Source organism: Streptomyces sp. NPDC058685, from assembly GCF_042714725.1.
Classification (GTDB): Bacteria; Actinomycetota; Actinomycetes; order Streptomycetales; family Streptomycetaceae; genus Streptomyces.
The window spans coordinates 60,194-74,531 of the sequence record NZ_JBHXSL010000028.1; the positions used below are offsets into that span (position 1 = coordinate 60,194).

8 protein-coding genes are annotated in these 14,338 nt (G+C 68.3%); 4 read left to right on the forward strand and 4 right to left on the reverse strand.

The window, feature by feature from the left end:
• Position 1: 1 nt before the first annotated feature.
• The 3 genes from ACFWU3_RS22285 to ACFWU3_RS22295 form a co-directional block, all read right to left on the reverse strand.
• Positions 2-2,314 carry an NHLP family bacteriocin export ABC transporter peptidase/permease/ATPase subunit gene (locus ACFWU3_RS22285; protein WP_384440214.1) on the reverse strand — a complete coding sequence of 771 codons (2,313 nt, stop codon included), beginning with the start codon at positions 2,312-2,314 and terminating at the stop codon, positions 2-4.
• On the reverse strand, positions 2,311-3,117 hold the full coding sequence (locus tag ACFWU3_RS22290; RefSeq protein WP_384440217.1) for an HlyD family efflux transporter periplasmic adaptor subunit: 807 nt from the start codon (positions 3,115-3,117) through the stop codon (positions 2,311-2,313). Before ACFWU3_RS22290 ends, ACFWU3_RS22285 begins: the two co-directional genes overlap by 4 nt.
• 269 nt (positions 3,118-3,386) lie before the next feature.
• Entirely contained in the window at positions 3,387-3,620 is a 234-nt protein-coding gene (locus ACFWU3_RS22295) for a type A2 lantipeptide (protein WP_313943035.1), read from the reverse strand.
• Positions 3,621-4,297: 677 nt separating this feature from the next.
• Here ACFWU3_RS22295 and ACFWU3_RS22300 point away from each other — a divergent pair.
• The 4 genes from ACFWU3_RS22300 to ACFWU3_RS22315 all read left to right on the forward strand — a co-directional run bounded on the left by ACFWU3_RS22300 (position 4,298) and on the right by ACFWU3_RS22315 (position 12,823).
• Positions 4,298-6,220, forward strand: a complete 1,923-nt coding sequence (locus ACFWU3_RS22300) for an endoglycosylceramidase (protein WP_384440220.1) — start codon at positions 4,298-4,300, stop codon at positions 6,218-6,220.
• Positions 6,221-6,371: 151 nt separating this feature from the next.
• On the forward strand, positions 6,372-11,084 hold the full coding sequence (locus ACFWU3_RS22305) for a DUF6531 domain-containing protein (protein WP_384440223.1): 4,713 nt from the start codon (positions 6,372-6,374) through the stop codon (positions 11,082-11,084).
• Positions 11,085-11,093: 9 nt separating this feature from the next.
• Positions 11,094-12,095 (forward strand): hypothetical protein, encoded by a 1,002-nt coding sequence (locus ACFWU3_RS22310; RefSeq protein ID WP_384440226.1) that lies wholly within the window; start codon positions 11,094-11,096, stop codon positions 12,093-12,095.
• 257 nt (positions 12,096-12,352) lie between these two features.
• Entirely contained in the window at positions 12,353-12,823 is a 471-nt protein-coding gene (locus ACFWU3_RS22315; RefSeq protein ID WP_384440229.1) for a hypothetical protein, read from the forward strand.
• 435 nt (positions 12,824-13,258) lie between these two features.
• On the opposite strand, the gene ACFWU3_RS22320 is transcribed toward ACFWU3_RS22315, so the two are convergent.
• A complete protein-coding gene (locus ACFWU3_RS22320) occupies positions 13,259-14,077 on the reverse strand; it encodes an N-formylglutamate amidohydrolase (RefSeq protein ID WP_384440232.1) in 819 nt (272 codons plus the stop codon).
• Positions 14,078-14,338 lie beyond the last annotated feature (261 nt).

The window sequence follows — 14,338 nt, forward strand, 5'->3', positions numbered from 1 at the left end:
GTCAGTGCTCCCTGACCAGGTCGGCATAGGCACCGCCGGCTGCCACCAGATACTCGTGACGGCCGCGTTCGACCACGGTGCCGTGGTCGAGGACGACGATCTCGTCGCTGTCCCGCACGGTGCTCAGCCGATGGGCGATGACGACGCACGCACAGCCGCGGCGCCGCAGGTTGTCGATGATGAGCTGCTCCGTCTGCGCGTCGAGAGCGCTCGTCACCTCGTCGAGGACCAGGACGCTGGGCCGGCGCACCAGCGCGCGGGCGATCTCCAGTCGCTGACGCTGCCCACCGGAGAAGTTGCGGCCGTCCTGCTCGACACGGCTGTGGATGCCGTCGGGGCGGCGGGCGATCACGTCGTCGTAGAGGGCTGCGTCCCGCAGAGCGGCGACGACGGCGTCGTCCGGGATCGAGGGGTCCCACAGGGCCACGTTGTCGCGGACGGTGCCCTCGAAGAGGAAGACGTCCTGGTCGACGAAGGAGACCGAGGCCGCCAGCGCGCTGCGGGGAATGTCCTCGAGACGCCGGCCGTCGATCCGGATCGTGCCCTCCCACGGGCTGTAGAGCCCGGCGATGAGGCGCGAGACAGTGGACTTGCCGCTGCCGGACCCGCCGACGAGCGCGACCTGCTGCCCCGGCCCGACGGTCAGCGAGAAGCCGGTGAGCAGCGGCTTGTCCAGGGGGCTGTAGCCGAACGTGATGCCGTCCAGCGTCACATGACCTGTGAGCCTGCGAGTGCTGGGGTCCGGCTCGTCGCGTGAGTAGAGCTCGTCGACCGGGAAGTTCTCGACGTCCTTCAGGCGGGCCACATCGGCCGCGAAGTCCTGGATACGGCCGGCCACACCGTTCAGCCGGGTGATCGGCGCGGTGAAGCGGGTCACGAGCGCCTGGAACGCGACGAGGAGACCGACCGAGATCGCTCCCTCCACCGCCCGCATACCGCCGATCCACAGGATCAGCGCGCTGTTGAAGGTCGCGAGGGTCGGTGCGACGACCGCGAGGACGGCGCTCGGCACACCGAGGCGCTGCTGCTCCTCCAGGGTGGTCGCGTGCTGCCCGGCCCAGCGGCGGAAGAAGCCGTTCTCGCCTCCGGTCGCCTTCATCGTCTCGATCAGCTGAAGCCCCGTGTACGAGGTGTTCGTCAGCTTCGCGCTGTCGGCCCGCAGCTTCTGTGTGTGGGTGGCCCGCAGGCGGATCACGATCCGCATCGCCACCACGTTCAGCAGCGCGATCAGCACGCCGATGACGGTGAGTTGGGGGTCGTAGGTCCACAGCAGGAAGGCGTAGAGGATCACGACCACGCCGTCCACGCCCGCCGCTGCGAGATCGCGCGCCAGCGTCTCGGCCACCGCGTCGTTGGACTGAAGCCGCTGCACCAGGTCGGCCGGGCTGCGCTGGGCGAAGAACGTGACCGGCAGCCGCAGCAGATGCCGGAAGAACCGCGCGCTGCCGAGCGTCGAGGAGATGACACGGCCGCGCAGCAGATTCGCCTGCTGGAGCCAGGTGAGGACGGCGGTGAGCACCACCAGCGCGGCCATCGACGCGAACAGCGTCCCCAGCAGCGAGGTCTGCTCGCCGATGAGGAACATGTCGATGTAGGTGCGGCTCAGCGCGGGCAGCGCGGCGCCCACGGCGACCAGCAGCAGACTCGCGAACAGAGCGGCCAGCAGCGTGCCCTTGGTGCCGCGCAGCCGGGCGGGCATCGCGCCGGCGACGCCAGGCTTGCGGCCGCCGCGGCGGAAGGCGGCGGTCGGCTCGAAGACCAGGACGACACCGGTGAAGCTGGTGTCGAAGTCCTCCATCGTCACGAAGCGGCGGCCCTTGTCGGGGTCGTTGATGTGCACCCCGCGCCGGCCGAAGCGGCGCCCCATGCCGTCGTAGACGACGTAGTGGTTGAACTCCCAGAACAGGATGGCCGGCGCCTGGACCTCGGCGAGCGCCGCGGGCTCCATCTGCATGCCCTTGGCCTGAAGGCCGTAACTCCGGGCGGCCTTGAGGACGTTGCTGGCGCGCGAGCCGTCGCGGGATACACCGCAGGCGATCCGCAGCTCCTCCAGCGGCACATGCCGTCCGTAGTGGGCGAGCACCATGGCGAGCGAGGCGGCGCCGCACTCCAGTGCCTCCATCTGGAGGATGGTGGGGGTGCGGACGGCGCTGCGCCTGCGCGGCTTCGGGGGACGGCTGCGCTGCGCGCGCCGTCGGCCGCCGCCGGTCTCCTGCCGCTGGCGACGCCGGCCCGGGGGAGGCAACTGCTGCTGCGGCGCCTGCCGTTGTGACCCCTGCCGCTGTGACGCTGCGGTGTTGCCTGTCGCGGTCATGGAAGCAGCCAATCGATCGGGTGCTGCTCGCTGAGACGGATGGCAGCGCTCGCGAGGGTCATCGACTCGATCTCGAAGGGCGGGCCGTCCGACGATGACCAGGTGTAACCGGACTCGGTCGTCTTCGACGCGTCGAGGCGCACCAGGACCGCCACCGGCTGGCCGCTCTGCGAGAACTGCTCACCGAGCTGGCTGCTGCCGAGGAAGCCGCTGATCCGCTGACGGGTCTGCGCGGTCCTGCCCACGGCCTTCACCGTGCCGCGGAGCACGCCGTACTGCTGGGTCGGCACGGACTGGACGGTGAGATCGACCGAAGCGCCGACGGGCACGGTCGATCCCCGCTCCGCCGGTACGTAGACCATCGCCATCAGAGGGTCGTTCGCCCCCTTCGCACGTTCCACGGCGGCCACGTCGGCTCCGGTCGTGACCACGGATCCGATGGTGGCGGCGAGCGTCGTCAGCCGTCCGGCGGCGATGCTGCGGACGACGACGGCTCCCTGCTGGGTACGCACCTTCACCAGTGGGGCGTTGGCGGCCACCCGCTCACCCTCCTCGGCGAGGACCTCGGTGATCTGGCCGGAGACGGGGCTCTGGAGGACGTAACTGCCCTGGCCGTAGGTGAGGACGCCGGGGGCCTTCACGGTGGAGGTGACCGATCCGGTCACGGCCCAGAACGCCGCGGCGATCATGACGAGAACGGTCACGGACAGCACGAGCAGACCTTGCGGCCGGGCGAACCGTACCGGAAGGTCGAGTTCCTCGGGCGAACGCAGTTTGGAGAGGGCCTGTTGGCGGAATTGCACGACGCTTTCCCTCTACTGCGGGGATCCCCGGGGAGGGGGATCGGTGACGGGCGCGGAACACCCGTGGACGTACGGGTCCGTGGGGTACACGGGTACAGCGGGAAGGACACGGGGGCGGCCCGGGACGGGCCCCACACGGACGACGGCCGTGCTGTCCGGAGCCTGGTGGGCTCGGACAGCACGGCCATGGCGCGTCGGCTCAAGAGGGGAACAGCCGACGGGCCGTCATCGACCGGTGGGTGTGCCGCTCGGGGCGGCACACGGTCCAGTCAGAGACCGGCGACGAGGCCCGTCACGCCGGCGGTGTTCAGGCCGGTGAGGCCCTCGACCGTGCCGGTCACGGAGCCGACGGTGCCGGCGGCGGCGGCGAGGGTGCCGGAGACGGGAACGACCGAGTCGACGGTGCCCGTGACGGCGCCGACGGCCTGGTTCACGAGGCCACCGGCCACGTTGTCGAGGTCGGCGTCCGAGATTTCCTGGGTCTCGACCTGGAAGTTGTTCATGATGGGGGTTCCCTTCGCATGGATATATCGAAATTGCCGCGACCGAGCCATCGTCAGGTGAGTCCTGTCGCAGCGGCGGTGGTCGTACGAGTCAGGCGAGCCCGTATTCGGAAACCCCTTCGCACGACTCCCGCAGTGCGAAGGATCAAAGCACGGGGCTGCGTTGCTCAGCCAATCGGACAAGCGCCGATCCGCTGTCTCGGAGGCCGCTGGATTACCTGACGTGTACGCGCGTCCATGAGTTGGCGGCAGCTTCTTCACGTGTCTCCACGCATTGATCGCCGCACGTCAGCGCGACCAGGCTGACGGAACGGGACATTCCGCCTCGACGTGTACGGTGCGCGGACCCGCATGGGAACGGCTGTCGGACACGTTGTGACGCCGAGGTATTCAGTGTGCAGATTCGCTGAAGAGTGCCGTGTGTTTCGGCCGTATGTCGCCGGATGTCACGCGATGCAGTCGGGAGGCTATTCCGTGCTACCTCCGGGCCTGGGGGCCCGGTACATAAAGGCATAACGGAGTTCCGTCGGGCGAGATACGGAATGGTCGAATTACTGCTGATTCTTCAGTGCTCCAGGATGCTCAACGCTCCCTTTCGGGACGAGGTGGTGCAAGGTGCGACAGCGGCATCCGCCGGAACCATTGACAAGCTGATGGTCCGTCAGGATGTTGTGGGCATGGCGAAGATGCGCGGGCGTCTGATCGGTCTCCTCATCGTCCTGACGGCCTCGTTGACGGTGGGACAGCCGTCCGTTGCCGCTCCGGTGCCCGAACCCGCGCCGGGCACGCCGCCGTTCGGCGAACCGTCCACGGCCGTGCGCGCCGCGCCGGGCGATCTCTGGTTCGACGAGCAGGCAGCCTCCTCCTTCACCGTCGAGAACGGGCGCTTCACCGACGGGCTCGGCCGCGAGGTCGTCCTGCGCGGCTACAACGTCTCCGGCGAGACCAAGCTCGCCGAGAACAAGGGCCTGCCCTTCGCCTCCGTCGCCGACGCGGAGAAGTCGGCGGCCGCGCTGCGCAACCTCGGCGGCGGCAACACCGCGCGCTTCCTGCTCTCCTGGGCGTACGCCGAGCCCGTACGCGGACAGGTCGACGTCACCTACCTCGCCGCCGTCACCGCGCAGATGCGGGCCTTCCTCGCGGCAGGCGTCCGCGTCTACCCCGACTTCCACCAGGACCTCTTCTCCCGCCATCTCTTCCACGAGGGCAGCTGGTACACCGGCGACGGCGCCCCGCGGTGGGTCGTCGAGGCGGGCGGCTACCCCCGTGAGTCCTGCGGGATCTGCCTCTTCTGGGGGCAGAACATCACTCAGAACGAGGCCGTGAAGCGCGCCACGTACGACTTCTGGCACAACCGGGGCGGAGTCCAGGACGCCTTCCTCGCCACCGCGCGGACCACGATGGCGTACCTCGCCGAGCACCTGACCCCGGCGGAGTTCGCGGGCATTGCCGGCTTCGACCCCTACAACGAACCGCACGCCGGGACCTACGACTCCGGCCAGAGCAGCCGAGCCTGGGAGCGGGACGTCCTCTGGCCGTTCTACGAGAAGTTCCGCACCCGCATGGACGAGGCGGGCTGGCGCCACAAGCCCGCGTTCGTGGAGCCGAACCTCTTCTGGAACGCCAACCTCGCCTTCCAGAAGCAGGAGGGCGGCCTGCTGGACGCCGGGACGCTCGGCCCGCGCTATATCTTCAACACCCACTTCTACGACCAGAAGGCCATCTCCGGCATCTTCATGTGGGGCAAGGCGGCCGACGGCCAGTACAGCGGCGACTTCGGTACGGTCCGCGACCGCGCGGCGGCCGCGGGAACGGCGGGCATCGTCAGCGAGTTCGGCCACCCGCTCACGGGCTCGGTGGCCGACAAGGCTCCGACGATCGGCAAGGCGATGTACCAGTCCCTGGACTCCCGCCTGCCCGGCGCCACATGGTGGTCACGCCCCCAGGACTCGGGCCCGGTCCTCTCGGGCACCCAATGGCAGTGGGACATCTACCACGGCCGCCACCACGAACTCATGAACGGCAACCCGGACAAGGTCCTGACCGCGGCGGACGCCTGGAACGACGAGGATCTCTCGGCGGTCCGCCTGGACGGCTCGGGCACCCCGACCCTGCGCCAGGACGCCCGGCTCCTGGACCGGCTGTACCCGAGCGCCGTGGCCGGCCGCACGGTGGCCTTCACCTACGAGGACCGGTCGCGCGACGGCTCGACGACGCTGACATGGAACCCGGTCCCGGCCTCGCTGCCGAAGGTCCGCGAACTGGTGGGGGCGGGCCAGTACGGTCTCCTGCTCTGGCGCTCGACGGGCGCCACCGCGCCGACGGAACTGCACCTGCCGGCCTCGTTCCCGAGTGCGACGACGACGGTGGTCTCGGACCTCGGTTCGGTACACGGCTTGCCGGCGTATGCGGAGGGGGCGCCGGTGGGAGTGGCGCCGGAGGTGGGTGGCACGGGAAGCAGGCGGCTACTGCTGACGCCGGCGGCCGAGGGGCCGCACTACGCGCTGGTGACGAACGGGGCGGCGGCGTCGGCGCCGTCGGGGGAGCTGCTGCGGGCGGCGAAGGCGGAGCTGGCGGGGTGGGCGGCGAGGCGGGGCTGAGTCTTCTTCTCTCCCGGCCGCAGTGACCGCTGACGGTCTCTCACCATGTCCTCACAGGTCGTCTGGAACCTTGTAGAGCCCATCAGTTGTCTCATGCGAGAGTAGATGATCTTAAAGTCATACTGGGTGTTGTGACGGGGGTAGTTGCGTCGTGGGTTACACGATTCCTGAGGGCGTCGACACGATGCTCGACGTGGTCGGCGTGGGCTGGCCCAACGTCGACGAGGACGCGTACCGCGATATGGCGGACGCGCTGCGGGAGTTCGCAGACGACGCGGACGAGGACGGCCATGCCGCGCACCAGCACGTCCAGCGCCTGCTCTCCAGCGGTCAGAGCGAATCGCTGACGGCGCTGGACAAGCACTGGAAGAAGGTGTCGGGCAAGCACAAGGACCTGGCGAAGGCGGCCCGCATCATCGCCGGTGCGCTGGACCGGGTGGCCGACATCATCGTGGCCCGGAAGATCGCCGCGGTCGGCGAACTCGCCGACCTGTGCGCCACGGTGGGCATCACCCTGGCGTTCGCGCCGGTGACCGCCGGTCTGTCGACGCTCATCGCGGGAGCAAAGATCGCGGCCACCCGGATCGCGTTCAAGCGGATCCTGAAGGAGATGGCGGAGGCAGCGGTCTCGGAGATCGTCGCGACGCTGACCCAGCCAGCGGTCGCCGCGATCGAGAACGTGGTGGCGGACCTGGCCATCCAGACCGCGATGAACATCGCCGGGGTGCAGGACGGGTACGACAAGGACCAGACGGTGAAGGCCGGGAAGGAGGGCCTGCAGCTCAACTCCGCCCCTGGCCCCGGCGGTCCGGGACCCGGTGGCGGGCCGGTGATCGACCACGACGCGCACGGCAATGTGGGGATGCACCTGGCCGGCGTGCAGGTGTCGATGAACAACAAGGCCGGGAGCAAGCTCGGCAAGGCCAAGGGCCACCACGGCCGCGCCAAAGGCAAGGACTCCCTGACCGCGGTCCTGGACACGACCATCGAAGGCGTCACGGAGAAGCTCGGCAAGGCGCTGAAGGACCTGGGCGAACACGTCGGCACGACCTTGCCGAAGGCGATCGGCAAGAGCTCGAAGACGCACAAGGAAACCGACCAGGACATCCACGACCGGGTGCGCGGGATCAAGGGCGGGGACCGCAAGGACGAGGGTGGGGTGGAGGGGCGGCGGGGAAGTTCGAAGGACCGGCCGGCCCGTCGTCCCGAATCGATGAGCAAGGCGCAGGAGAACCCTCGGGAGAAGGGTGTCTCCCTGTCCAAGCGTCGCTGTGAGACCGACCCCGTCGACATCGCCAGCGGGGAAATGGTGCTGCCCCAGACGGACCTGTCACTTCCCGGAGTGCTGCCGCTGGTCCTGCGGCGCACGCACATATCCGGGTACCGCTACGGCCACTGTTTCGGCGTCAGCTGGGCCTCCACACTCGATGAGCGTCTGGAAATGACCGCTACTGGCATGGCGTGGGCGCGCGAGGACGGGTCGGTTCTCGTCTACCCGAAGCTGCCTGCCAGCGAAGGCGAGGTGGTTCTGCCCCTGGAGGGCGAGCGTGTGCCGCTCAGTTTCGTACGGCGCGGCGCCCTCGGCGATATCACGTACGCCGTACATGTCATCGACGAAGGACTCACCCGGCGGTTCACCGGCAGCCCGTACCAGGCGGACGGCCTGTACTGGCTGCGCGAGATTGAGGACGACAACGGCAATACGTTGCACATCGGGCGGGCGGAAGACGGTTTGCCCGTCACGTTGCTGCACGAGAGCGGATACCGGGTCCTGGTGTCGTCGGATCCCGATCTCGGCCGCATCACCGGTCTGACCCTGCAGACGCCGGACGGTCCGGTCCGCATTGTGTCCTTTGGGTATGAAGGTAACGGGCACCTGGAGACGGTTACCAACTCTTCCGGCCTGGCACTGCGCTTCACCTACGACCAAGAGGGGCGCATCTCATCCTGGACCGACCGCAATCAGTCCACCTACCAATACGTGTACGACGACGCGGGCCGAGTCACTCGTACCGTCGGACCCGACGGATTCCTCTCCTCGTCGTTCGACTACGACACACGTCAACGCATCACACGCTTCACCGACTCCACGGGTGCCTCGACCATCTTCCGGCTCAACGAACTGCTCCAGGTCGTCGCCGAAACTGATCCCGTCGGCAGGACTGTCACCCAGACCTGGGACCGCTACGACCGCATGGTCAGCCGCACGGAAGCCGATGGCGCCACGACAACGTGGCACTGGGACGAGAACGGAAATCTCCTCGCTGTCCGCGAGGCCGACGGATCGATGGCCACCGCCGAATACGACGAGCGCGGCAAGCCCGTTTGCGTGACGGGCCCGGACGGGGCCGTCTGGCGGCGAGAGTACGACGCTGCCGGCAACAACACCGCACTAGTCGCCCCGGACGGGACGATGACCCGATACGGGCATGATGCCGTCGGCGGCATTGTGTCGATCACCGACGCCACCGGGGCGACGGAGACGTTCCGCCCCGATGCGGCCGGACTGCCCCTCTCACGCACGGACGCCCTCGGCAGCACCTTCACCTTCACCCGCGACGCCTTCGGTCGCCCGAGCAGCGTGACTGACCCACTGGGCAAAGTGACCACGCTGGAGTGGAGCGTCGAAGGGCGGCTCCTGCGACATCGTTACCCGGACGGCACCGAGCAGGCCTGGACGTACGACGGCGAGGGCAACCGCCTGACGGAGACGGACGCAGCCGGCGGCGTGACCCGGTTCGAGTACACGCACTTCGATCTGGTCGCCGCCCGTACGGAGCCGAGCGGGGCACGCTACGAGTTCGGATACGACACCGAGCGGCGTTTGACAGAGGTCCGCAACTCGGCAGGGCTGGCATGGACATATGAGTACGACAAGGCTGGCCGCGTGGTCCGGGAGACCGACTTCGACGGGCGGACACTCACCTACACTCATGACATCGGCGGTCGGCTCCTGGCCCGAACCAATCCCCTCGGGCAAACGGTCACTCATCACATGGACGAGATGGGTCGGTTGATCGCGAAGGACGTAGACGGCACCGTCACCTCCTTCACCTACGACCGTGCCGGCAGGCTCACGGGCGCCCGCTCGCCCCACTCGAGCCTGGCGATCGAATGGGATCCCCGCGGCCGTCCCAGCGCAGAGACGGTCGATGGCCGAACCACCCGCTATACCTACGACGCCATCGGCCGGTGTACCGGTCGGGTGACCCCGAACGGGGTGGTCACCTCGGAGGCGTACGACGTCGCAGGCAACCGCACTCATATGGAACTCGCCGGACGCTCGTTGGCCTTCAGCCACGACGCGCGAGGCCAGGAACTGAGTCGCTCGTACGGCCTGTCCGGCGGGCTGGTCGACGTCGCAACCGAATGGGACGAACAGGGCCGGGTCGCCGAGCAGTCGATCGCTGCCCAGGGCAGAATCCTGCGCTCGCGCGCATACACCTACCGCGCCGACCACCACCTCCAGTCGGTTACGGACCGGCTGACCGGCCGCCGCCGCATTTTCCGCCTGGACGCCGAGGGCCGGCCCCTCACTGTGGACGCCGACAACTGGAGCGAAACGTACCTGTACGACAGTGAGGGAAACCAGACGGAGGCGATGTGGCCCGACAAGGCTCCGCATGCCGAGTCTCGTGGCCAGCGCTCTTACGATGGCATGCGTCTGCGCTCTGCCGGTGGCCTGCAGTACACCTACGACGCAGCGGGACGAGTCGTCGAGCGCCGGAAGAAGCGACTTTCGCGCAAGCCCGATCTTTGGCGCTACGAGTGGGATGCAGAGGACCGACTGCTCTCATGCACCACGCCTGACGGCGTGCTGTGGACGTATGCCTATGACGCCTTTGCGCGCCGCACCGCCAAGAGGCGGCACGGTCCCGACGGTCAGGTCGTCGAGGAGACCGTCTTCAGCTGGGACGGCGGCCAGCTTGCCGAACAGAAGGACAGCGCCACTCTGACCACGCTGACGTGGGCGTACGACGGATACCGGCCGCTGGCGCAGGCCGAGACGCGCGGACAAACGGTCGGCGACGAGGGGGCGGTGCCCGTCGGTGACCACCAGCTAGATGTCGATGCGCGCTTTTTCGCGATCGTCACCGACCTGATCGGTACGCCGACCGAACTTGTGGACGAGGCGGGCGACGTCGCCTGGCACAGTCGCGCGACCCAGTGGGGAACCACGACGTGGAACCGCGACGCGACGGCGTACACACCGTTGCGGTTTCCCGGCCAGTACGCCGACCCGGAGACCGGGCTCCATTACAACCACTTCAGGCACTACGATCCCGAGCCGGGGCGCTACGTCACGCCTGATCCGCTCGGGCTCGATCCGGCCCCCAATCCGGTTGGATATGTCGGCAATCCGTCGACCATGTCCGACCCCATGGGGCTGGCGCCGTGCATGCAGCGCCTCGAGGATCTCGCCACGCAGATCAACAACCTCAAGCCGGAAGGCAGAGGTCGCAACAGCCAAACCGTGGCCGTCATCCACGCCCAGACGCCCAAAGGCCCAGTGACCTTTGTCGCGGGAACGAGTAAGAGCAAGCTCGACGACGCCCAGCTGAAGCTGGCGAAGTCCCTGGGGCTCGTCCCTCTGCCCAACGACGAGTACATGAAGGTGCCCAAGGGAGACAAGGGCGGGCATGCCGAACAGAACATCCTGAACTTCCTCCAGCGGAGGAACGAGGGCAAGGCAAAGCCCGACTGGCTTCCGACACACGGTGCAGCGTCGAATGTCGTCTGTACGAAGTTCTGCTCCCCCCTCATCCGTGGCAGCCTGGGAGCGATGTTCGGACAGGTGTACTCGCAAACCCAGGGCACGCAACAGAAGCAGTTCTACTGGCCCTCACGACATTCCCCGAGGTAGACACAGCACATGGAAAACGCACGTCTTACAGCTGAACTCATTGCCCAGGAGGAGTTCCCCGGATTCGCGCTTCACCCTCTCGACGCCTGGTTGGTGCGCGATGGAGCGTGCTGGCTGGTGGCCGAGCGGAGGGGGGAGATTATCGTGGGGCGGGTCGAAGAGGACTCCTCTCGCGTGTTCGCCTGGCAGCGCCCCTGGCCTTCACCCCAGCCCGGAGAAGGGCATGCATTTGCCTCCCCGCTCCCTGACGGCGGTCTTGCTGTCAGCGGCAGGCACGCCATCACCGTGTACGACGCGGAGGGGCAGGTGCGCTGGACGTACAGCCACGACGCCTGGCCCGGCGACGAGAACATCGGCTCCGGTGCGTGCGTCGCCGACGCATCAGGTCGCCTGCTGCTGGCCACTGTATTGGGTCCGGCGGAGCCCGGCTCGTACCCGGGTGATCTGTGTATCGCCCTCGACCTGGCCGACGGCCGGCTGGTGACGCAGACCGTGCTGCCCTCTGCCTCCTCGGGCTACACCTTCCAGCAGTCGCTGACCGATCCCTCGCAGGTGTTCCTGGACGCGGCGGGAGGCGACACGTTCCACTCCCTCGTCATCACGGTCGAGGACGACGCGCTCCGTGCGCAGCCGGTGGGTCTGGAGGACGAGCCGTTCGCCGGATTGAGCAGGGACGGTGCGTTTCTGAAGCTGGACGTGGGCGGGGAGTGGCTGAGCCGCTATGCCTCAGGGCAGGCCGAAGTCAGCGTCGACGCGGAGGACGTGCTGCCCGAGGGCCTGCGTTTCGTCGGATACCGCACTGGTTTTCTGGACGAAGGCCGGGTGTTGGCCGCAGTCGCCAAGGACCAGGACTCGCAGGACAATCGGCACCTTGTCCTCGACGGTCCCACCCTGCAGCCCGTGGCCGAGGTGGACTATCCGGGCACCAACTGCTTCGACCCGCTGGCGCTCGGAGACGGTACGTGGCTGACCGTGCAGGGTGACACCGTCCAGCGCTGGCGAACAGTCTGAGTTGCGGTACGCGTTGGGCACCGGGAGCCCGATGAGGGTCCCGGTGCGCCGAGTAACAATCGTCGCAGGAAGTTTCCCGTGACTCCCATGGTCTTCCCCTCTATTCCATGTCCGCCCTCGTCGGGAGCGAGGACTGTGACAACTACCGCTGCGAGAGCGGCTCCTGACGGCGCTCAGGTGAACGTCAGTCGGCGGCCACCACCTCCTCGGTGGAGGGGGGACATATGGCCCGGGGTGGACAACGTGAGGAGGGGGCGATGACTCTGGAGCTGCTGCCGGAGGTGGACGTTGCCACGCTCAGGCTCGGTATGTCGGTTGGGGCCGCGGGCGAACTGGGCTTTGCCCCTTCCGACCCGGAATACGGCGACGCGCCCGGACAGGTGCTCTGCGAGCATGAGGAGTCCCAGACGGAGTTCAATCTCGGCTTCACCAAAGGCGTGCTGGCAGACATCCACGTCTACCGGTTCCGAGTCGAAGGCGCGGATGTGGCGGTCGACCTCGACGGGCTCGACGTCCGAACGCCCAGTGAAGATCTGTTGGAGCGCCTTGAGGAGCGTGGCCACACGGTCGAGCAGCACGACGACGGTGTGGACACCCTTCCCGCTCTCCACGTCATTCTGTCGAACGAGAGCAGCTTCGAGTACCCCATGGACGAGGTGCGGGGCCCGGTCTACTTCGACTACGCCCTCGTTCACCTCGGTGGACTTCGGGTTTCGCGCGGAGGCTGACGAACTGCAACAGCGACACTGGCGGGGATTTCTGTGACCGGCTTCGACGACCTCGTCCGGCTCCTTCCGCCCCCGGCCGACCCGCCCCAGGTGGACGGGGACGCCGTCGAAGGCGCCCTGGCCATGCGGCTGCCGGAGGACTACAAGCAGCTGGCCGCGGCCTTCGGTCCCGGCGTCTTCTGCAACTTCATGCGTGTCCGCCACCCGCACGGGGCGACCGAGGGGTCAGGCTCACCGGCTCGATGCCCGCCGCGCTACGTGTGCAGCTCGAGCAGGACCGCGACCGCGGCACCTGTCCCGTGCCCCATGACCCGGCAGACCTCTTCGCCATCGGCGTGACCGACAACGGGGAGTACCTGTTCTGGATCACGGAACCGGCAGCAGACCTCAGTGCGTGGGAGCGGGCCAACAGCAGCGCGCCGTGGTGGCCGGTTGCTACCCGCGCGTGGGCGTCAGCGCGTTCACCAACTCCGCCAGCGCCACCGCCAGCGGCGTCAGCCCCGGCCCCGTGGGGCCGCCCGGTTCCTGCATGTAGACGTCCCGCCGGATCTCGACCATCAGCGCGCTGACCCGGGCGTCCTTGCCGTAGTGCTCCAGCGGTACGTACGTCCCGGCGAAGGGGCTGTTGATGCCGGTGCCGCCGAAGTCCCCGAACGCCTCCTGCGCGAGGGCGAGAAGTTCGGGCGGAGTGTGGAAGGCGTCCGTGCCCAGGCAGATGGGCGGCCGCGGCCCGTCGCCGTGGAGTTCGTACGGCAGGGGCTCGCTCGGGTACGAGTGGACATCGATGATCACGGCTCGCCCGGTCGTCTCCAGCCGATTCGCGACGGCCGCGGTCATGGCCGCCGCGTACGGGTGGAAGTAGCGATCGATCAGCGGCCGGCCGTCGAAGCCGTCGGGGCGGAGCGGCTCCCGGTGCGTGGTCCGCGTGTAGACCGCGCCCATGCCGACCGCGAGCATTTCCTCCCGCTCATCGGGGAAGCGTTCCGGGTCGATCACCAGCCTGGACAGCCGGTTGACGAACTGCCAGGGCGGGAGGGGGCAGAGTCCGGCGGCCGCGGTGGCCAGTTCGGCCGTGTGGGAGTCGGTGATGTGGCCGAGCTCGGCCGCGAGGGAGTCGTCGTCCAGCAGGATCTCGTCACGCACGGACGCCGGAAGCGCCCGCGAGGAGTGCGGGACGTGCAGGATCACCGGCGACGCCTCGGCACCGGCCAGCAGATGGAAGGGCTCGCGCGCGTTCTCGGGGAGTGTGGTCATCGCCTTCTCGTGGGCCGGGGCCGGTGGCCGGTGTCGGACTCCACGACCGTAGCCGAGCGCAGCCCCGACGAAGGGTGGGCGGGCGAGTCGTGGCGACCGGAGCACCTGATAACTTCTGCGAATTGTGACCAGCGGCAACGAGCACGAGGGGGGCGCGTGAGCGACGCGGGGGAGGACCGGGCAGGCACACGGCTGCCCGAGGGAGTGCCGCCGATGAGGCCACGGTGGCTGCCACGGATACCGGGCAGGCCTGATCAAGGG

Bases quoted from the DNA above. Each gene is read 5' to 3' on its own strand.
- ACFWU3_RS22295 (WP_313943035.1), bottom strand. From the start codon at position 3,620: ATGAACAACTTCCAGGTCGAGACCCAGGAAATCTCGGACGCCGACCTC.
- ACFWU3_RS22315 (WP_384440229.1), top strand. From the start codon at position 12,353: ATGACTCTGGAGCTGCTGCCGGAGGTGGACGTTGCCACGCTCAGGCTC.
- ACFWU3_RS22320 (WP_384440232.1), bottom strand. From the start codon at position 14,077: ATGACCACACTCCCCGAGAACGCGCGCGAGCCCTTCCATCTGCTGGCC.
- ACFWU3_RS22300 (WP_384440220.1), top strand. From the start codon at position 4,298: ATGGCGAAGATGCGCGGGCGTCTGATCGGTCTCCTCATCGTCCTGACG.
- ACFWU3_RS22310 (WP_384440226.1), top strand. From the start codon at position 11,094: ATGGAAAACGCACGTCTTACAGCTGAACTCATTGCCCAGGAGGAGTTC.
- ACFWU3_RS22285 (WP_384440214.1), bottom strand. From the start codon at position 2,314: ATGACCGCGACAGGCAACACCGCAGCGTCACAGCGGCAGGGGTCACAA.